The 19,291-nt window shown below is 62.7% G+C and carries 16 protein-coding genes; 8 read left to right on the forward strand and 8 right to left on the reverse strand.

Going from position 1 to position 19,291, the window contains the following annotated elements; translation table 11 throughout:
- Positions 1 to 98: 98 nt before the first annotated feature.
- The 7 genes from N8A98_RS04940 (at position 99) to N8A98_RS04970 (ending at position 9,271) form a co-directional block, all read left to right on the forward strand.
- The gene (locus N8A98_RS04940) at positions 99 to 1,139 is read left to right on the forward strand and encodes an extracellular solute-binding protein (protein ID WP_390888802.1); all 1,041 of its coding nucleotides are present in this window, start codon (positions 99 to 101) and stop codon (positions 1,137 to 1,139) included.
- Between the two features lie 325 nt (positions 1,140 to 1,464).
- Positions 1,465 to 2,511, forward strand: a complete 1,047-nt coding sequence (locus N8A98_RS04945) for an extracellular solute-binding protein (protein ID WP_262169627.1) — start codon at positions 1,465 to 1,467, stop codon at positions 2,509 to 2,511.
- A 93-nt stretch (positions 2,512 to 2,604) separates the two neighbouring features.
- A complete protein-coding gene (locus N8A98_RS04950; RefSeq protein WP_262169629.1) occupies positions 2,605 to 4,236 on the forward strand; it encodes an ABC transporter permease in 1,632 nt (543 codons plus the stop codon).
- Positions 4,237 to 4,363: 127 nt separating this feature from the next.
- The gene (locus tag N8A98_RS04955; protein ID WP_262169630.1) at positions 4,364 to 5,848 is read left to right on the forward strand and encodes an ABC transporter substrate-binding protein; all 1,485 of its coding nucleotides are present in this window, start codon (positions 4,364 to 4,366) and stop codon (positions 5,846 to 5,848) included.
- Between the two features lie 66 nt (positions 5,849 to 5,914).
- Positions 5,915 to 6,868 (forward strand): ABC transporter permease, encoded by a 954-nt coding sequence (locus tag N8A98_RS04960; protein ID WP_262169633.1) that lies wholly within the window; start codon positions 5,915 to 5,917, stop codon positions 6,866 to 6,868.
- Complete coding sequence (locus N8A98_RS04965; RefSeq protein WP_262169635.1) at positions 6,865 to 7,704, forward strand: ABC transporter permease; 840 nt, start codon at positions 6,865 to 6,867, stop codon at positions 7,702 to 7,704. Before N8A98_RS04960 ends, N8A98_RS04965 begins: the two co-directional genes overlap by 4 nt.
- Complete coding sequence (locus N8A98_RS04970) at positions 7,691 to 9,271, forward strand: dipeptide ABC transporter ATP-binding protein (RefSeq protein ID WP_262169636.1); 1,581 nt, start codon at positions 7,691 to 7,693, stop codon at positions 9,269 to 9,271. The genes N8A98_RS04965 and N8A98_RS04970 overlap by 14 nt, the downstream gene beginning before the upstream one ends.
- On the opposite strand, the gene N8A98_RS04975 is transcribed toward N8A98_RS04970, so the two are convergent.
- From N8A98_RS04975 to N8A98_RS05005, 7 genes are all read right to left on the reverse strand, one after another.
- Positions 9,251 to 10,222 (reverse strand): Bug family tripartite tricarboxylate transporter substrate binding protein, encoded by a 972-nt coding sequence (locus N8A98_RS04975; protein ID WP_262169638.1) that lies wholly within the window; start codon positions 10,220 to 10,222, stop codon positions 9,251 to 9,253. The genes N8A98_RS04970 and N8A98_RS04975 overlap by 21 nt on opposite strands.
- Positions 10,223 to 10,302: 80 nt before the next feature.
- Positions 10,303 to 11,976: a beta-galactosidase BglA gene (bglA, locus tag N8A98_RS04980; protein WP_262169639.1), complete on the reverse strand. Its 1,674-nt coding sequence runs from the start codon at positions 11,974 to 11,976 to the stop codon at positions 10,303 to 10,305.
- A gap of 75 nt (positions 11,977 to 12,051) precedes the next feature.
- Complete coding sequence (locus N8A98_RS04985; RefSeq protein WP_262169641.1) at positions 12,052 to 13,125, reverse strand: Mrp/NBP35 family ATP-binding protein; 1,074 nt, start codon at positions 13,123 to 13,125, stop codon at positions 12,052 to 12,054.
- Positions 13,126 to 13,370: 245 nt separating this feature from the next.
- A complete protein-coding gene (fsa, locus tag N8A98_RS04990; protein ID WP_262169643.1) occupies positions 13,371 to 14,024 on the reverse strand; it encodes a fructose-6-phosphate aldolase in 654 nt (217 codons plus the stop codon).
- Positions 14,025 to 14,095: 71 nt separating this feature from the next.
- Complete coding sequence (locus N8A98_RS04995) at positions 14,096 to 15,280, reverse strand: amino acid aminotransferase (RefSeq protein ID WP_262169645.1); 1,185 nt, start codon at positions 15,278 to 15,280, stop codon at positions 14,096 to 14,098.
- Between the two features lie 71 nt (positions 15,281 to 15,351).
- Positions 15,352 to 16,284: an electron transfer flavoprotein subunit alpha/FixB family protein gene (locus tag N8A98_RS05000; protein WP_262169646.1), complete on the reverse strand. Its 933-nt coding sequence runs from the start codon at positions 16,282 to 16,284 to the stop codon at positions 15,352 to 15,354.
- A complete protein-coding gene (locus N8A98_RS05005; RefSeq protein WP_262169648.1) occupies positions 16,284 to 17,042 on the reverse strand; it encodes an electron transfer flavoprotein subunit beta/FixA family protein in 759 nt (252 codons plus the stop codon). Before N8A98_RS05005 ends, N8A98_RS05000 begins: the two co-directional genes overlap by 1 nt.
- Positions 17,043 to 17,613: 571 nt before the next feature.
- Here N8A98_RS05005 and N8A98_RS05010 point away from each other — a divergent pair.
- Positions 17,614 to 18,783: a M20 aminoacylase family protein gene (locus N8A98_RS05010; protein WP_262169650.1), complete on the forward strand. Its 1,170-nt coding sequence runs from the start codon at positions 17,614 to 17,616 to the stop codon at positions 18,781 to 18,783.
- 174 nt (positions 18,784 to 18,957) lie between these two features.
- Here N8A98_RS05010 and N8A98_RS05015 read toward each other — a convergent pair whose 3' ends face one another.
- Positions 18,958 to 19,257: a hypothetical protein gene (locus tag N8A98_RS05015; protein WP_262169652.1), complete on the reverse strand. Its 300-nt coding sequence runs from the start codon at positions 19,255 to 19,257 to the stop codon at positions 18,958 to 18,960.
- Positions 19,258 to 19,291 lie beyond the last annotated feature (34 nt).

The raw sequence follows: 19,291 nt of genomic DNA on the forward strand, positions 1-19,291 counted from the left end.
GCATTTACCGGCCAGATTTGAACCATTCCAATCGGTAAACTCTTGGTTTTATTGAGTTTATTGACAGGCGCGAGCTTGCGGCGCAAAACCGCTGTCCGATGCCGATGGAGAGCCCAATGATCAGGACCGTACTTGTTGCTTCGCTGTTGATGCTGAGCGCGCCGGCCTGGGCGCAATCGGGGGAGGTCAATGTCTATACCTATCGCGAGCCCGGCCTGATCCAGCCGCTGCTGGACCGGTTTACCGCGGAAACCGGGATCAAGACCAATGTGCTTTATGCGGCCGATGGGCTGATCGAGCGGGTGGCGGCGGAGGGGGAACTCTCGCCGGCCGATGTGATCGTCACGGTCGATATCGGCAATCTGGCCAATGCCAAGGACCTGGGCGTGTCGCAGACGATTTCGACGGCGGCTTTGGCGCGGGTGCCGGACCAATATCATGACCCCGATGGGCAATGGGTGGCTTTGTCGCTGCGGGCGCGGGTGTTTTATGCCTCGATCGACCGGGTGACCCAGACGGCGCTGACCTATGAGGACATTGCCAAGCCGGAATGGAAGGGGCGGCTCTGCACCCGCTCGGGCCAGCATGTCTACAATATCGGGCTGATCGCGACGCGCATTGCCCATTGGGGCGTGGACCGCACGCGGACCTGGCTGGGTGCGGTGCGGGATAATCTATCGCGGCCACCGACCGGGGCAGATCGCGACCAGGTCAAAGCGATCTTTGACGGCACCTGTGATCTGGCGATCGGCAATACCTATTATATGGGGCTGATGCTGACCAATGAGGCCGAGCCCGAGCAGAAGGATTGGGCGGCTTCCGCGCGGATCATCTATCCCGATGCGGATGGGGAGGGCACGCAGGTCAATGTGTCGGGGGCGATCCTGGCCAAATATGCGCCCAACAAGGACAATGCGGACCGACTGGTGGAATTCCTGCTGTCGGATGAAGCGCAGCATCTTTATGCCAGCGGCAATTATGAATTTCCGGTGGTGCCGGGGGTGGAGCCGTCGGAGCTGGTGGCAAGCTGGGGGACACTCAAGGCGGACCAGACGCCGCTGATCGAGATTGCCAGCCATCGCAAGGAAGCGGCGGCGCTGGTGGATGAGCTGAAGTTTGATGAGGGGCCGCAGCAGTAGGCTTGGTGGGGCGGTGTTCTTTGGGACCCGCATCCACCCACGATGTCATTCCGGCCTCCGCCGGGATGACGCCGCGCTTTTGAACGCGTTCTGAGTAACCCTCCTCCCAAAGGGGAACGGCAGCCACGGCGCAAATGTCGCATGGCAATAATATGATTTCCTAACTCAGCTAACGGATTGTTTTCGCACCGAATTTGGGACCTATATTTGAATGGTTCCAAGGTGCAAGCCATTGTTATTGCTATATTTTATTGACATGGCATGGATCAGCCAACACAAGGGCGTCCATTCGCGGGCTTTTAGCGGCCCGCCTTGGGAGAGAACCATGACAAAGACGACACGCCTTGCCTTTGCCCTGCTGAGTTCAACTGTTCTGTTGGGCCTCAGCACCCCCAGCTTTGCCCAGAGCGGCGAAGTCAATATTTACAGCTATCGCGAGCAGGGCCTGCTGCAGCCGCTGCTGGACAAGTTCACCGCCGAGACCGGTATCGAAGCCAAGGTGCTTTATGCTGGCGATGGCCTGCTGGAACGCGTAGCGGCCGAGGGCGAGCTGTCGCCGGCCGACGTGGTGCTGACCGTCGATATCGGTAATCTCGTGGGTGCCGAGGAGCAGGGCCTGACCCAGCCGATCACCACCGCAGCGCTGACCGAGCGCGTACCAGAAGCGTTCCGCGATGACGATGCCAATTGGACCGCGCTGTCGCTCCGCGCCCGGGTGTTCTACGTGTCCAAGGACCGCGTCGAGGATACGGCGCTGACCTATGAGGACATTACGGGCCCAGAATGGAAGGGGCGTCTGTGCACCCGTCCGGGCGACCATGCCTATAATATCGGGCTGATCGCGCAGCGCATTGCCGCGCATGGCCTCGACAATACGCGCGAATGGCTGACCAAGGTGCGTGATAACCTCGCCTATGCGCCCAATGGCGGCGACCGCGAAGGCGTCAAGAATATCCTGGCCGGAACGTGCGATCTGTCCATCACCAATACCTATTATATGGGCGTGATGCTGAATAACGAGGCCGAGCCGGAGCAGAAGGACTGGGCCAATTCGGCGCGGATCATCTATCCCGATGCCGAGGGCGAAGGCACCCAGGTCAATGTGGCCGGCGGGTTCATTGCCAAGCATGCGCCCAATGCCGAAAATGCCAATGCGCTGATCGAATTCCTGTTGTCAGACGAAGCCCAGCAGATCTATGCCGACACCAATTACGAATTCCCGGTAGTGGCTTCGGTGGCGCCGTCTGAGCTGACCCTGTCCTGGGGTGCGCTCAAGCCGGTGGCAACCCCGCTGGTCGAGGTCGCTGCCAATCGTGCAGCGGCGGCGGCTCTTGTCGATGAGCTCAAGTTCAACGAAGGTGCGCAGAACTAGGCGCTGCCCAGCTACGATGCCGCTGCAGCCTTTCAGCATGGATTCCGGCCTGCGCCGGAATGAGACGGTGGTTGTTTGACGGCTCTAAAGCGCGTGACCAAGAATCAGACCGGCGGGGCGAAAGCCTTGCCGGTCGTTGCGCTTGTGCTGGCGGTGGCGGCGGGGCTGCCGATCCTGTGGCTGGGCTGGGCGGCGGTGTCGAGCGGCAGCAATGGGCTGACCGCGACCATGTTGCCGACGGCCCTGCGGGAAACCGGCGTTCTGATGGGGTCGGTGGGGATATTGACCGGCGTTGCGGGCCTCGTCGCGGCGTGGCTGGTGACCCATTACGATTTCCCCCTGCGCCGGGTGTTTGACTGGATGCTGGTATTGCCGCTCGCGGTGCCGACTTATCTCGCGGCTTATGGCTATGTGGAATTTCTGGGCTTTACCGGGCCGTTGCAGACGGCCTTACGCGGGGTGACCGGGGCGCGGACGCTGCAGGATTATTGGTTTCCCGATATTCGCAGCCATTGGGGCGCGGCGATTGTGCTGTCCTCGGTGCTGTACCCCTATGTCTATGTCGCGTGCCGCGGCTTTTTCCTGATGCAATCGGCATCGCTCAATATCGCGGCGCGCACTTTGGGCGCGGGCGGGATGCGGACGTTTTTTGCGATCATCTTGCCGACCTCGCGGCCGGCGCTCGTCGTGGGCGTGACGCTGGCGATGATGGAAGTGGTCAACGATCTGGGGGCGGTGCAATATTTCGGCATCAATGCCATTACCGCCATTATCTATTCGACCTGGATCAACCGCTCGGACTTTGGCGGGGCGGCGCAATTGGCGGTGACGGTGGTTTTGGTCATTGGCCTCTTGATCGCGGCCGAACAGCGGGCGCGGCACAATCGGGTGTATCTCGCCAATCGCGATAGCCGGGTGCCGCCGGCGCGCGAGGAATTGCGGGGCGGGCGGGCCTGGGCCGCGTTCGGATTTTGCCTTGTGCTGCTGGGCATGGGCTTTGGCATTCCGGTGGGGGAATTGAGCTATCTGGCGTTCCGCTTGGTGCTACCCGAAACAATCAGCATGACGCTGGGCGCGCTGTGGCCGACGCTGATCCTCGCCTCGGCGGGGGCGGTGATCACCGTGATATTGGGGCTGGTGGCGGCCAAGATCGGCCAGCAGGCCGGGGGGATTTCGCGCGGCGCTATCCGGCTGGCGACGCTCGGTTATGCCATTCCCGGCACCGTGCTGGCGCTGGGGCTGTTGCAGCCGCTGGGCCAGGCCGATCTGTGGTTCAACCGCATGACCATGGCGCTGGCGGGATGGCGGCCAGGCTTGATCCTGTCGGGGTCGATGGCGGCGCTGCTCTATGTTTATGCGATCCGGTTTCTGGCGGTGAGCCATTCCACGCTCGACGCCGCGATCAAGAAGCGGGGCGATTCCATGCTGCATGCCGGGCGGGTGCTGGGGCAGAGCGGGCTGGGGCTCTTGCTGCGGGTGGATTTGCCGACGCTGATGCCGGCCATTGTGAGCGCGGCGACGCTGGTATTCGTCGAAATCGTCAAGGAATTGCCGGCGACCTTGCTGTTGCGGCCGCTGGGCGTGGATACGCTGGCGACGCTGGTTTACGGGCGGGCCAATGCGGGGCTATTTGCGCAGGCGGCAATGCCCGCGCTGTTCATTGTGTTGGCGGGGCTGGTTCCAGTGATCCTTGCTACGCGGCTGGGCGATCGGCGGAAAGTATAACTACACTTGCTACTGCCATATCGGCGCCATTGCCCTATACCATCGGGCCATGGGAGCTGGCGCCTCATGCACCAGCACGCGCGATGTTCCGGAGGGATGCCGGAACCGCCGTTTTTGGAGTTACGGAATGGGCAGGATTTTGACGGGCGCCGCGATGGCGCTGGCCTTGGTTGGTGCGCTGAGTGGCGCGGCACTGGCGCAGCAGCCGACCGAAGTGCGGATCGGGGTGGCGCTGGAGCCACCAATTCTCGACCCAACGGCGGGCGCGGCCGAGGCCATCGATATCGTGGTCTATCAGAACATCTTTGAAGGCCTGACCGCCATTGACGAAAATGGCGCGGTGCAGCCGGGGCTGGCCAGCTCATGGACCATTTCGGACGACAGCCTGACCTATACGTTCAAGCTGCATGAGGGGGTGACTTTTCATGACGGCACGAGCTTTGATGCCGACGACGTCAAATTCACCTTTGACAGGATTCTCGCCGCTGACAGCGTCAATGCGCATAAGGAACTCTATACCGACATCGCTGAAGCGAAGGTGGTCGATCCGTTTACAATCAGCTTCACGCTGAGCAAGCCGGTGGGGCTGTTCCTGTTCAATCTGGGCCGGGGCGATGCGGTGATCGTGGCGCCGGAAAGCGCCGATAATAATGCGACGACGCCGATCGGCACCGGGCCATTTGCCTTCGTTCAATGGGACAAAGGCAATCGCGTTTTGCTCGAGCGCTACGAGCCCTATTGGGGCACCCTGCCCGCGCTGAGCAAGGCGACCTATCTGTTCATCGGCGACACGGCGGCCATGACCAGCGCCTTGCTGGCAGGCGATATCGACGGCACCAATAATTTTGCGCCGGATTCGCTGGCGGTTTTCGAGGGCAATCCGCAATTCAAGGTGCTGGTGGGCACGACCGAAGGCGAGACTATCCTGGGGACTAATAATCGCAAGCCCCCGTTTGATAACCTCAAAGTGCGGCAGGCCATGGCCCATGCGCTGGATCGCCAGGCGATCATCGATGGGGCGACCTTTGGCTATGGCACGCCCATTGGCGCGCCCTTTGCGCCGCATAATGCCTATTATGTCGATCTGACCGGCACCTATCCCTATGACCCGGCAGCGGCCAAGGCGCTGCTGGCGGAAGCAGGCTATCCCGATGGGTTCAGCGCGACGCTGAAACTGCCGCCGTTGGGCTATGCGCGGCTCTCCGGGCAGATCATTGCCAGCCAGTTTGCGGCGGTGGGCATCAAGCTCGAGCTGATCAATGTGGAATTCGCGCAATGGCTGCAGGACGTCTATACCAATCATGACTTCGACCTGACCATCATCAGCCATGTCGAGCCGTTCGACATTGGAAATTATGCCAATCCAGACTACTACTTCGGCTATGACAATCCCGACTTCCAGGCGCTGATCAAGACACTCAATGAGACGGTTGACGACGCCAAACGCAAGGAACTGGCTATCGAGGCACAGACCATCCTGGCCAAGGATGCGGTCAATGGCTACCTGTTCGAGCTCGCCCAGACCGGCGTGTGGAACGCCAAGCTTGCCGGCATGTGGCAGAATTCGCCGATCGAGGGATTGGTGCTGCGCGGGATTCACTGGGTGGAGTAACGCCGCCCCAGATCAGGGCCAGCCGCCCCCTCCCCCGATAAGGCCTGGGGATTGGGGCGGCGCACGATGATCCTCTTCGCCCTACGCCGTTTCCTCGGTTTTGCCGCCACGCTGTTGCTGGCAGCCGTAGTGATTTTTTACCTCCTCGATCTGCTGCCCGGCGACCCGGCGCGGTTCACCCTGGGCATTACCGCCACGCCCGAGGCGGTAGCCAATTTGCGGGCGCAGATGGGGCTGGATGCGCCGGCGCATGAGCGGCTGTTGAGCTGGATTGCCGGCATGCTGCATGGGGATTTTGGCATGTCTTATACGCAGCGGGCGCCGGTGGCGGCGCTGCTGTGGGAGCGGCTGGCGGTGACGCTGCCGCTGACCGTGATGGCCATGATCATCTCCGTCCTAGTCGGGCTGCCGCTGGGGATCGTCTCGGCCCGGGCACGCGGCAAGGCGCCGGATACGGCCATTATGGTGCTGGCGCAGCTGGGTGTCGCTGTGCCCAATTTCTGGTTTGGCATGATGCTGACGCTGGTGTTTGCCGTGGCTCTGCGCTGGTTGCCGCCGGGCGGGTTTACGCCCTGGGGCGAAAACCCATGGCTCTCGCTGCGCGGGCTGGTGTTGCCGAGCCTGGCGCTGGCGCTGCCACAGGCGTCGATCCTGGCGCGGGTGATGCGCACGGCACTGGTCGATGTGCAGGGGCAGGATTTCATTCGCACGGCGCGGGCCAAGGGGCTGACCATGGGCGAGGCGGTGTGGCGGCATGGGGTGCGCAATGCCCTGCTGCCGGTGCTGACGATTCTAGGGCTGCAATTTGCCTTTCTGATCGCCGGCACGATCATCGTCGAGAATGTGTTCTATCTGCCGGGGCTGGGGCGGCTGATTTTCACCGCGATTTCCGAGCGCGACCTGATCCTGGTACGCGGGGCGACGGTGGTGTTGATCGTGGCGGTGACGGCGACGATGTTCGTGGTCGATCTGGCCTACGCGCTGGTCGATCCGCGCCTGCGGGAGCGCAGCACGCCATGAATTTTTTCAAGCGCCACCCCAATCTGGTGATCGGCCTGGTCGCGACCATGCTGTTTGCCCTGTTGGGGCTGATCTCGCTGGTGTGGACCCCCTACCCGATTGCGCAGATCGATATCGGCCGCCGCTTTCTGGGACCGATGGCCGCGCATTGGCTGGGCACGGACAATCTGGGCCGGGACATGGCTTCGCTGGTCATGTCGGGCACGCTGACGAGCTTTGTGGTGGCGGCTTTGGCCGTGGCCATTGGGGCGGGCCTTGGCGTGCCGCTGGGGCTGGCGGCGGCGGCATGGGGCGGGCCGGTGGAATGGCTGGTGCTGCGCTTTTCCGATTTCCTCTTCGCCTTCCCGGCCATCATCGTTGCGATTCTCGTGACCGCTTTGTTCGGGCCGGGCGCCATCAATGCGGTGCTGGCGATCGGGCTGTTCAACATCCCGGTGTTTGCGCGGGTGGCGCGGGGCGGTGCGCTGAGCATTGCGACGCTGGATTTCGTGGCGGCGGGACGGCTGGCGGGGCTGGGGCCGGCGGCCATCGCCTATCGGCACTTGCTGCCCAATATCATGAGCCTGATCATCGTGCAGGGCACCATCCAGCTCTCGCTGGGCATATTGGCCGAGGCGGGGCTGAGCTATGTGGGGCTAGGCACGCAGCCGCCGGCGACGAGTCTGGGACTGATGCTGCGCGATGCGCAATCGATGTTCCTGATCCATCCCTGGCTGACGCTGGTGCCGGGACTGTGCATCGTGCTGATCGTGATTGGTCTCAATATTGCCGGGGATGGGCTGCGCGACGCCATCGATCCGCGGCTGCGGCAGGTGAATGCCAATGTCGTTGCTTGAGGTCAAAGGGCTGTCGGTGCGCTTCGGCAGCGCCGAGGCGGTCAGCGATGTGAGCTTTACGCTGGAGCGCGGCGAGCGGTTCGGCATTATCGGGGAGAGCGGGTCGGGCAAGACGCTGACGGCGATGGCGGTGACGGGGCTATTGCCAGAGGGCGCCGTGATGGGCGGCAGTATCAGCATTGATGGGGTGCCCCTGCCCGCCAATGAGCGCGAGATGGCGCGGCTGCGCGGCAAGCGGATCGGCATGGTGTTTCAGGAACCGATGACGGCACTGAACCCGTTGATGCGGGTGACCGACCAGATCGAAGAAGCGATCATTCTCAATCGCAGCGATAGTGCGCAGCTCGACGTGCCCTATCTGCTCAAGGAAGTGGGGCTGGAGCTGCGCCATGGCGACCGGTTTCCACATGAACTGTCGGGCGGGCAGCGGCAGCGCGTGATGATCGCCATGGCTCTGGCGAGCCAGCCGGACATTCTGATCGCGGATGAGCCGACTTCGGCGCTGGACCTGATCACCCAGAAGCGCGTGCTGGATCTGATTGCCGAGATTTGCACGCGGCGGCACATGGCGCTGCTGTTTATCAGCCATGACCTCAAAGCCGTTGGCGTGTTGTGCAGCCGGGTGGCGGTGATGCATCGGGGGCGGCTGGTGGAGACTGGCCCCGCGGCCAGTGTGTTCTCGGACCCGCAGCAGGATTATACGCGCCGGCTGGTGGCGGCGTCGCGGTTTGAGGTCACGCGGGAGGACCATCCGCTTGGTGGCGCACCATTGCTGGCGGTGGAAGACGTGCTGCGCGACTACCGGCAGGGCGGGTTTTGGCTATGGCGAGAAAAGCCGTTGCGGGCGGTAGCTGGAGTGAGCTTTGCCATTAGCGAGGGCGAATGCGTGGCGCTGGTGGGACCTTCGGGCTGCGGCAAGACCACGCTGGCCAAGATTATTGTCGGACTCGATAGCGCGACCTCGGGCCAGGTGCGATTGGGCGGAATGGCCTATCATGGCGCGGACCTGCCGCGGGGGCAGCGGCGCGATATTTCGCTGGTGTTTCAGGACCCGTTTGGCAGCTTCAATCCGCGATTGACCATCGCCCAATCGCTGGGTGAGCCGCTGCGGCTGGAGGCTAAGCTGGACCCCGTGGAACGGCAGCGCCGACTGGTCGAAGCCATCGAGGCGGTGGGGCTGCGCGGCGATATGCTAGCGCGCTATCCGCATGAATTTTCGGGCGGACAGCGGCAGCGGCTGGCCATTGCGCGGGCGCTGGTGACGCGGCCCAAGCTGGTGGTGCTGGACGAGCCGGTTTCGGCGCTGGATGTATCGGTGCGCGGCGAAGTGCTGGCGCTATTGGCGCGGCTGCAGGCCGAATTCGGGCTGACCTATCTGATCATCAGCCACGATATCGACATGGTGCGTGCCGTGGCTGATCGCGTGCTGGTGATGGAGGCCGGGCGGATCGTCGAGGAAGGATCGCCCGAGACAATATTTGCCCAGCCGCAGCATAGGCTGACGCGCGAACTGATGGCCGCGCGCCTGCCGGATGTGGGTGAGACGCTACAGGATCGTCGCGCCTGAGGCTTCGACCACCGGCGCCCAGCGTTCGACTTCGGTGGCGACATGGGTGGCCAGCTCTTCGGGCGTCGAGCCGACAACGATGGCGCCGACTTCGGCAAGCCGCTCATGGACCGCCGGATCGTTGATGGCCGCGACGGCGGCCTGGTTGAGCTTGGCGACCACTTCGGGCGGGGTGCCGGCCGGCGCGAAGAGGGCATTCCAGGTATTGGTTTCGTAGCCGGGCACGCCCGCTTCATCCATGGTGGGCACATCGGGGAAGCTGGCGGCGCGTTCGAGCGTGGTGACAGCCAGCGGGCGCAGGGTGCCGGCTTTCATGTGCTCGGTGGCGGACGGCAGATTATCGAAAATGATCGGCACGGCGCCGCTGAGCGCATCGACCAAAGCGGGGCCCGAGCCCTGATAGGGCACGTGGACCATATCGACACCGGCCATGGATTTGAACAATTCGCCCGACAGATGCAGCGGCGTGCCATTGCCCGAGGAGGCATAGGCATGGGTTTCCGGCTCGGCCTTGAGCAGGGCGATCAGTTCCTCGACATTGGTGGCGGGGAAATCGGGGTTGACCAGCAGCACATTGGGTACGGTCACCAGCAGGGAAATCGGAGCGAAATCGGCGGACGGATCAAAGGGCGGCGTGGCGTAAAGCGAGGCGCTGAGTGCGTGCGTGGCAATGGTGCCCATCAGGATGGTGTAGCCATCGGGAGCCGCATCGGCCACGGCCGTGGCGCCGAGTACGCCTCCCGCGCCGGCCTGATTGACCACCAGAACCTGCTGGCCCAATTGGGCGCTCATCGCTTCGGCAACAATGCGGCCGACCAGGTCAGTCGAGCCGCCGGCGGCGAAGGGGACGACCAGATTGATCGGCTTATTGGGAAAATCCTGCGCCATGGCAGGCAAGGACACGACAAGCGCCCCGGCCGCAATGGCCAGGGTTGATAGCAACGACTTCATCAATGGGTTCCTCCCCGGGGTGACGGGGAGGCAATTGCGGCTGGATGGATTTGGTTCCACCCGCCCGGCAAAATAATTGCTCAGTTCAGAATGCCGATATAGGCGCCGAAGGGTTCCAGATCGAGCTCGCCATCGATGGGGGCAGCGATCACGCCCGGGCATTCGGCATGATGGGGAGCAAGACCCGCGGGAATGGCGAATTCGGCAGCGCCGTCGCCCATGTTGAAGACGCAGAGCAGACGGTCGTCGCCCTCTTCGCGGGTGAAAGCGAGGATGTCGCCGGTGGAGTCCAGCAGGGTGATTTTGCCCTTGGCGAGGGCCGGATGGGCTTTGCGGAAGGCCAGCAGCGAGCGGTAGAATTCGAGCACCGAGCCCTCGACGCCGTGCTGGGTATCGACGGCATGGGTCAGGTGTTCGGCGGGGACGGGCAACCAGGTGCGCTCGGCGGTGGAGAAGGCGCCGTTGCGGACATGGGCCTGCCAGACCATGGGCGTGCGGCAGCCGTCCCGACCCTTGAATTCGGGCCAGAATTCAATGCCGTAGGGGTCGACCAGATCGGCGAACGAGAGCTCGGCCTCCTTGAGGCCGAGTTCCTCGCCCTGATAGAGGCAGACCGAGCCGCGCATGGCCAGGATCAGCGTGGCGGCAAGGCGGGTGAAGGCGGCCTCCTGCCCGTGCACCGCCCAGCGGCTGACATGGCGGACCACATCATGGTTGGAGAAGGCGAGGCAGATCCAGCCGTCGGGCGCCTGGCTTTCGGTGGCCGCAATCGAGGTCTTGAAGTGCGCGGCGGAGAATTCGCCGCCCAGATAATCGAAGGTATAGGCCATGTGCAGGTGGTCATCACCCGAGGTGTATTGGGCCATGAGCTCGAGCTGGTGCTGGCTGTCGCCGATCTCACCCACCGTGGTGGTGCCGGGATATTCGTCCATCAGGGCGCGCAGGCGGGTGAGGAAGGCGAGGTTTTCCGGCCGGGATTTGTCGTAGACATGTTCCTGGAAATTATAGGGATTTACCGCCGGGGCGGTCGAGGCGTTGAAATCCTCGGGACGGACCACCGGATTGTCCTCGAAACCCAGCGAGCAGAAGTAGAAATTGACCGTATCGAGGCGGAAGCCATCGACGCCCCGCTCGAGCCAGAAGCGCATTTCGCCCAGCAGAGCATCCTGCACTTCGGGATTGTGGAAGTTCAGGTCGGGCTGGGAGACCAGGAAATTGTGCTGGTAATATTGCATGCGCCGGCTATCCCAGGACCAGGCGGAACCGCCGAAGATGGAGAGCCAATTATTGGGCGGGGTGCCATCGGGCTTGGGATCGGCCCAGACATACCAATCGGATTTGGCATTGGTGCGGGACTGGCGGCTCTCGGAGAACCAGGCGTGCTTGTCCGATGAGTGCGAAATCACCTGATCGATGATGACCTTGAGGCCCAGAGAATGGGCCTTTTGCACGAGCCGGTCGAAATCCTCCAGTGTGCCGAAGCTGGGATCGATATCGCGATAATTGGAGACGTCGTAGCCGAAATCCTTCATTGGCGAGGTGAATACTGGCGAGAGCCAAATGGCATCGACGCCCAAATCGGCGACATAATCGAGCCGGCTGGTAATGCCGACCAGATCTCCCACGCCATCGCCATTCTGGTCCTGATAGGAGCGCGGATAGATCTGGTAGATCACCGCGCCCCGCCACCAATCGCGGTCGCGCGTGGCTTCGTCCGGGTGCTTCTGCTCGGTCATCAGGGAAGTGGCGGTCATTGGGGGCTCCGGGACACGCGGGGTTGGGCTGCATGTCCTAGAGTGCTGACACGGCGCAGCTATGGCAAGGGATCGCTAGCCCCGCAGCGCGGGCAAGCCTGCGAGAATTTTTGTGGCGATGGCGCGGAAGGCCTGGGCTTCGGAGCCATTGGGCGCGGAGACGACGGGGGGCTGGCCAATGTCGGAGTTTTCGCGGATTGACATGACCAGCGGGACGGCGCCGAGGAAGGGCATGTCGAGTGACCTGGCCGCATTTTCGGCGCCGCCGGTGCCGAAAATATCGTAGCGGGTGCCGGTATCGGGGGCGATGAAATAACTCATATTCTCAATCAAGCCAAGCAGCGGCACACCCATGCGGCGCAGCATGTCGATGGCCTTTTTGGCATCGATCAGGGCCAGTTCCTGCGGCGTGGAGACAATGACGACGCCATCGACTTCGGACTGCTGGAACAGGGAAATGTGAATGTCGCCAGTGCCGGGCGGCAGGTCGACGACAAGGATGTCGAGATCGCCCCAATCGGTTTCACGCAGCAATTGGCGGAGCGCTGAGGTTGCCATAGGGCCGCGCCAGACCACGGCTTGGTCGGGATTTAGCATGGAGCCGATCGACATGGCCTTGAGGCCGAAGGCGCTGTGGGGCGTGAAAATGCCGTCTTCGCGGATGGCGGGCCGGCCTTCGAGGCCCAGCAGCTTGGGAATGGAGGGGCCGTAGAGATCGGCATCGAGAATGCCGGTGCGCAGGCCTTCAGCGGCAAAGGCCAGGGCCAGATTGACCGCGGTGGTGGATTTGCCGACGCCGCCCTTGCCGGAGCCAACCGCGATGATGCGCTTGATGCCGGGCACGGCTTGCTTGCCGGCCGGAACGGGGCTGCCATGGGAGAATTTTGGGCCCGCCGGCGGCTTGCCAGAGGTGAGCGACACCATGACCTTGCGCGTGCCGGCCACGGCCTGCGCTGCCAACTGGGCCTGTTCACGCGCGGGGCCGAAGGCGGCTTCCATGCCCGGGGCCACGGCAATGGCGAAAGCCACAGCGCTGGGCGTGACGATGATTTCGGACAGGCCACCATAGCCCGACAAATCTCCGCCACCGGGAATTTCCACAGCAGCGAGCGCGGCTTTGATGGTGGCGGCGAGTTCGGTATCGGCCATTGGGGACCTTTTGCTGTGCCTGGCCCCTGCCCTTCCCTCGCAAGAGGGTGGATCGGCCGCAGGCCGAAATGGTGAGGGGCTACAGACCCCTCACGCGATTATCATAAGGGTCGTAGACCCCTCATCCGCCCCGGCGGGGCACCTAGCCATTCGAGCATAGCTCTCATGGCCTTCGCTCCACCGGAGCGATTTGCCCTTGGCCGGGTCGAAGTCCCACTGGGGGAGAAGGACGAGCAGAGCGAGCCTTAGAGGATCGACTGGCCGGTGGCTTTCCAGTCCTTGAGGAAGCCTTCGATGCCCGCATTGGTCAGCGGGTGGTTGGCGAGCTTGCGGATCACGTCGGGCGGGATGGTGGCGACGTCGGCCCCGGCCAAAGCGACTTGGGTCACGTGGTTGGGCGAGCGGATCGAGGCGGCCAGGATCTGGGTTTCGAACTGGTAGTTGTCGTAGATCTGGCGGATGTTTTCGATCAGTTCGACACCGTCGAGATTGATATCATCGAGACGGCCGAGGAAGGGCGAGATATAGGTCGCGCCGGCCTTGGCGGCGAGCAGGGCCTGATTGGCCGAGAAGCACAGGGTGACGTTGGTTTTGACGCCGCGTTCCTTGAAGGTCTTGGTGGCTTTGAGGCCATTGAGCGTCAGGGGGAGCTTGACCACGACATTGTCGGCCAGCTTGGCCAGCACTTCGCCTTCGGCAATCATGCCGTCATATTCAAGGCTGGCGACTTCGGCCGAGACCGGGCCGGGCACGGTGGCGCAGATTTCCTTGACGACTTCCTTGAAATCGCGGCCGGACTTGGCAATCAGCGACGGATTGGTGGTGACACCATCGAGCAGGCCGGTATCGTACAGCTCCTTGATGTCCTTGATTTCTGCAGTGTCGACGAAGAACTTCATGGTTCCCTCCTAGAGCTGTTCAGCAAAATGTGTAGCACGGCGGGGCCGGGCTGCAAGGCGAATGGACTGGCTTATTTGCTCGCCGAGAGCATGGCTTCCGCCAGATCGCCGACCCGATCCTCCGGGATGCCGGCGACATTGATGCGACTGTCACCAATCATATAAACACCATTGGCGGCTTTTAAATGCTCAACGACGTCATTGGGCAGCCCAAGCAGTGAAAACATGCCGCGATGGGCGGCGATGAAGTCGAAATCCTTGGAATTTGAACGCTGGCGGATGGCTTCGGCCAGCTTTTCGCGCAGCGTGATCATGCGGCCGCGCATCTGATTGAGCTCGGCTTCCCACTCGGCGCGCAGATCCTTGTCCTCAAGGATGGTGCGGATGATTTCGGCACCATGATCGGGCGGCTGCGAATAGGCGCCGCGGATGATGTTGAGAAGCTGGGAATTGGTCACGTCGGCCTGGTCCGCATCCCTGGCGATGAGGATGGCGGCGCCGATGCGTTCGCGATAGAGGCCGAAATTCTTGGAGCCCGAGAAAGCGATCAGCGCTTCGGGAACCGAGGCGATCACCTTGCGGGTGCCATAGGCGTCTTCGAGCAGGCCATCGCCGAAGCCGAGATAGGCCAGGTCAATGAAGGGCAAAGCGCCGGTGCGGGCAAGGCTTGCGGCGACCTGATCCCACTGCTCATTGGTGAGGTTGGCGCCGGTTGGGTTGTGGCAGCAGCCATGCAGCAGCACGACATCGTCCTTGCCCAATTTATCAAGCGCAGCAAGCATTTGCGGGAATTTTACGCCACGGGTTTCGGTGTCGAAATAGGGGTATTTCTCGACCTTGAGACCGGAATTTTCGGCAATGGGGTTGTGGTTGGGCCAGGTCGGATCGGAGACCCAGACAGTGGCGCCGGGCTTGGCGCGGTTGATCAGCTGCATCAAAACCCAGAGCGAGCCAGTGCCGCCAGGGGCCTGAGCGATGCGGACGCGAGAGCGGTCGACGCTATCGGCCAAAGCCAGATCGAGCACGGCGGCGCCGAAGCCCTTATTGCCGGCAATGCCCAGATAAGTCTTGGTTTTTTCGTTTTCGAGAATGCGCTGCTCGGCCTTGCGGACGGCGGACATGACGGGCGTGACGCCCTTTTCGTCCTTATAAACGCCGACGCCGAGGTCGATCTTGGTGGAGCGCGGGTCGGCCGCGTATTCGCCCATGAGCGCCAGGATCTTGTCGCCGGGGGCCTTGGTGAGGGTCTCGAACATTTCAGGAGCAGTTCCGGTGGGAAGGCGCCGCCTTTATAGGCGGCGGAGGATTTTTTGCAATTGCAATCGGCTCAGCGTTTGAGGCCGGTTTTATCCAGCTCGGCGATCAATTGCGGAATGATTTCAAAGAGATCGCCGATCAGAGCGATGTCGGCAAGCTTGACCAGCGGGGCTTCGGCATCGGTGTTGATGGCGACGATTTTCTTGGCGCCCTGGATGCCCGCAAGGTGTTGCAGCGCGCCGGAAATGCCGATGGCGATGTAAAGATCGGGGGCGATGATCTTGCCGGTCTGGCCGACCTGCCAATCATTGGGGGCGTAGCCGGCATCGACCGCGGCGCGGGTCGCGCCGATGGCGGCGCCGAGTTTTTTGGCAAGGGATTCAATGAGTTGAAAGCCCTCGGCTGAGCCGACCGCAATGCCGCCGCCGACCACGATCTGGGCGGTGGCGAGATCGGGGGTGTCGCTCTGGGTGCGATGGGCGGCAATGACCTTGGCGGCGGAGGAAATGCCTGAGACATCAAGGGGTTCGATGGGAGCGGCATTGCCGGACGCGGCGGCGCGGAAGGCCGAGGCGCGCAGGGTGAGGATGTGCTTGGACTGGTTCGAGGTGACGGTTTGCAGGGCATTGCCAGCATAGATCGGGCGCTCGAACCGGTTGGGACCGAGTATGGCGACGATATCGGTGACCGGCATGAGGTCGAGCTTGGCGGCGAGGCGCGGGATGACATCCTTGCCCACCGAACCGGCACTTGCGACCAGATAATGATAACGGACTGCTAACGTTGAGAGTAGCATTTCGAGGCTATCGGCGGCGAATTGACCTTCGGCGGTCAAGACCTTGGTGACGCCGGCAAGGCTGGATGCGGATTGGGCGGCGGCGGCGATGTCCTCGCCGGCCACCAGGATTTCGACCGGGCCTAGCTCGGCCACTGCATGCACCACGCGGGCGGTGGCGGGCGAGAGGGCGCCGAGGTCGTGATCGGCCAGAACCAGAACGCTCATCACAGCGCCTCCATCTGCGAAATGTCGGCGGCGATGAAGGCGGCGAGTTCAGCAACGGAGCCGACAGTCTTTCCTGCCATGCGTTCGGGGGGCGGGGATATCTTTTCCACCGTGAGACGCGGGGCGAGGTCGACGCCGAAATCGGCGGCAGCGCGGGTGGCCAAGGGCTTGGAGCGGGCCTTCATGACCTGCGGCAGGGCGGCGTTGCGGGGGGTATTGAGGCGGAGGTCGGCGGTGACGATAGCCGGCAGCGGCAGCGCCAGGGTCTGGCGGCCAGTGTCGACTTCGCGGGAGACTTCGAGGCCCTGCCCCGTAACTTTGATTTCGGAGGCGAAGGTGGCCTGGGGACGGCCGGTGAGGGCCGCGAGCATCTGGCCGACATGGTTGGAATCATCGTCCACTGCCTGCTTGCCGAGCAGGACCAGGTCGGGATTTTCCTCGGCGACGATCTTGGCCAGGAGCTTGGCAATGGCGAGGGTTTCGAGCTCGGCATCGGTTTCGACCAGAATGCCGCGATGGGCACCCATGGCGAGCGCGGTGAGGATGACGTCATTGGCCGATTTGGGGCCGATGGAGACGACCACGATTTCCTCGGCCTGGCCGGCTTCGGCAAGCTGGACGGCGGCTTCCACCGCGTGCTTGCAGAAGGGGTTCATCGACATGCGCACGCCATTGGTCTCGACGCCCGAACCATCGGGGCGGACGCGAATGCGGACATTGTGATCGACCACGCGCTTGACGGCGACAAGTATCTTCATGGGTGTTTTGCAAGTCCCTCGAAACTGGAGGTGTCATGGCAAAGTTGGGCGAGGCGGACAAGGCTAGCAAGGGAAATTCTGACCAGCCGAGGCGGGATTTTTGGAAAAGGGTGCTGGTGGGTGCTCCTCAGTAGACCACATCCTGAGCTTGTCGAAGGGTGGGGTCGTGGCTGGATGGTGCCGCGACCTCGTGGTTCGACAGGCTCACCATGAGGTCTACTTGGGAGCTCTCGCCAAACGCCGCTCTCCCGGTGCAAGCGAAGAGTGGCCCTCGGGTCGAGCCCGAGGGAGAGCGGTGGGGAGGAGGGGTTGGGGGGCTTGCTCACCGTGCTGATCCCTTCACCGGGTCATTCCGGCGCAGGCCGGAATCCATGTCCGTGGCGTACTGCGCCATCCAGCGTGTGGATGGTCTTCGGCATGGATTCCGGCCTGCGCCGGAATGACCCCGTGGGTGGGGTGTGGTTGGGAGCCAAGAACACGACATGGTTTGCGGCGGACAGCGTGGCCACGGTTGACGGCGGGCTTTGGGGCAGCGACATTGACGTTAGCTTTGCCTGTTTTGGACGTTTTGATGCCCGTGTTGAACCGAATTGCCGAATTTCATGACGAGATTACCGCCTGGCGACGGGATTTCCACACGCATCCGGAAATCCTTTTCGATGTGGAGCGGACGGCGGGCAAGGTCGCGGAATTGCTGGCGGAGTTCGGGGTCGATGAAATCGTGACCGGGCTGGGCCGGACCGGGGTGGTGGGCATCATCAATGGCCGCAGCAATGACAGCGGCAAGACGATCGGGCTGCGCGCGGATATGGATGCGCTGCCGGTGACGGAAAAGACCGGGAAGGACTATGCCAGCAGTGTCAACGGCCGGATGCATGCCTGTGGGCATGACGGGCACACGGCCATGCTGCTGGGCGCGGCGAAATATCTGGCCGAGACACGCAATTTCGACGGGCGGGTGGCGGTGATTTTCCAGCCGGCGGAAGAAGGCGGCGGCGGCGGCAAGGAAATGGTGCGCGACGGGCTGATGGAGCGCTTCGGCATTTCCGAAGTCTATGGCATGCACAATTGGCCGGGCATGCCGATTGGGCATTTCGGCATTCGGGTTGGCGGCATCATGGCGGCGACCGACCGGTTCTACATCGATATTACCGGCGTGGGCGGGCATGCGGCGCGGCCGCAGCAGACGATCGACCCGATCATGGTGGCAGCACATCTGGTGACGGCGCTGCAGACCATTGTGTCGCGCAATGTCGACCCGCTCAAAAGCGCCGTGGTGTCGGTGACCATGGTCGAGGCAGGGGAAGCCGATAATGTGATTTCCCGGACCGCCAAGATTACCGGGACGGTGCGCACGCTGGATGGCGAAGTGCAGGATTTTATCGAGGCGCGGCTGGGCGAGATGGTGCCCCAGTTTGCCGCGAGCTTTGGCGCAAGTGCGAGCATTCGCTATGCGCGGGGCTATCCGGTGACGGTGAACGAGCCGGGGCGGACGGCTTTTGCGGCTGAGGTCGCGGCTGAGGTGGCGGGGCCGGACCGGGTGGATGCGGACGTGCCGCCATCGATGGGCGGGGAGGATTTTTCCTTCATGCTGGAGGAGCGGCCGGGGGCCTATATATTCCTGGGCAATGGGGACAGCTCGGAACTGCATACCGATACGTATGATTTCAACGACGCGGTTATTCCGGTGGGCGCGAGCTATTGGGTGCGGCTGGCGGAGAAGGCGATGCCGGTGGGGTAGGCTCCCTAAGCCCGAACCTTGGTGGCTCCCCTCACCCCACCCTCGTTCCTGGCCATTCGAGCATAGCTCTCATGGCCTTCTCCCCTCAAATCGCTCCACTGGAGCGATTTGCCCTGCGGGACGGCTCGAAGCCCATCAAGGGGAGGGAGGCGCAGAAACTGAGGGCGCAAGGCTCTACCGTCTTCCCCCTTGCTGAGCCCGCAGATTGCGGCGCGCGCGCAGAGCCTTCCGGACATTGAGCAGCAAGAAAATCGCTGCGACCACATAGACTATAAGCGAAATGCTGATCAGACCGGTGAAAAACCAGAAACTTATGGGCTCGTCATTCACACAGGATTGGCCGCGCCGGAACGATATGCAGTGCTCCGTGGCAATGCCGTAAAGGGTCCAGAGCAATAGAATTGGCAGCACCACCACGGCTATCTTGCCGACAATTTCAAAAAAACGGCCCGGCAGATCGAGCAAAAAGCGCATCACCGGTCATGGTCTCCTGCTGAGTAGAGGCACA

It is taken from the genome of Devosia neptuniae (genome assembly GCF_025452235.1).
Taxonomy (GTDB): domain Bacteria; phylum Pseudomonadota; class Alphaproteobacteria; order Rhizobiales; family Devosiaceae; genus Devosia.

Excerpts from the sequence above, each read along its gene's own strand:
- N8A98_RS04975 (WP_262169638.1), bottom strand. The coding sequence starts at position 10,222 with ATGAAGTCGTTGCTATCAACCCTGGCCATTGCGGCCGGGGCGCTTGTC.
- N8A98_RS04965 (WP_262169635.1), top strand. The coding sequence starts at position 6,865 with ATGAATTTTTTCAAGCGCCACCCCAATCTGGTGATCGGCCTGGTCGCG.
- N8A98_RS05015 (WP_262169652.1), bottom strand. The coding sequence starts at position 19,257 with ATGCGCTTTTTGCTCGATCTGCCGGGCCGTTTTTTTGAAATTGTCGGC.
- N8A98_RS05005 (WP_262169648.1), bottom strand. The coding sequence starts at position 17,042 with ATGAAGATACTTGTCGCCGTCAAGCGCGTGGTCGATCACAATGTCCGC.
- N8A98_RS05010 (WP_262169650.1), top strand. The coding sequence starts at position 17,614 with ATGCCCGTGTTGAACCGAATTGCCGAATTTCATGACGAGATTACCGCC.
- N8A98_RS04970 (WP_262169636.1), top strand. The coding sequence starts at position 7,691 with ATGTCGTTGCTTGAGGTCAAAGGGCTGTCGGTGCGCTTCGGCAGCGCC.
- N8A98_RS04945 (WP_262169627.1), top strand. The coding sequence starts at position 1,465 with ATGACAAAGACGACACGCCTTGCCTTTGCCCTGCTGAGTTCAACTGTT.
- N8A98_RS04985 (WP_262169641.1), bottom strand. The coding sequence starts at position 13,125 with ATGGCCGATACCGAACTCGCCGCCACCATCAAAGCCGCGCTCGCTGCT.
- N8A98_RS04960 (WP_262169633.1), top strand. The coding sequence starts at position 5,915 with ATGATCCTCTTCGCCCTACGCCGTTTCCTCGGTTTTGCCGCCACGCTG.
- bglA (WP_262169639.1), bottom strand. The coding sequence starts at position 11,976 with ATGACCGCCACTTCCCTGATGACCGAGCAGAAGCACCCGGACGAAGCC.
- fsa (WP_262169643.1), bottom strand. The coding sequence starts at position 14,024 with ATGAAGTTCTTCGTCGACACTGCAGAAATCAAGGACATCAAGGAGCTG.
- N8A98_RS04940 (WP_390888802.1), top strand. The coding sequence starts at position 99 with ATGCCGATGGAGAGCCCAATGATCAGGACCGTACTTGTTGCTTCGCTG.
- N8A98_RS05000 (WP_262169646.1), bottom strand. The coding sequence starts at position 16,284 with ATGAGCGTTCTGGTTCTGGCCGATCACGACCTCGGCGCCCTCTCGCCC.
- N8A98_RS04955 (WP_262169630.1), top strand. The coding sequence starts at position 4,364 with ATGGGCAGGATTTTGACGGGCGCCGCGATGGCGCTGGCCTTGGTTGGT.
- N8A98_RS04995 (WP_262169645.1), bottom strand. The coding sequence starts at position 15,280 with ATGTTCGAGACCCTCACCAAGGCCCCCGGCGACAAGATCCTGGCGCTC.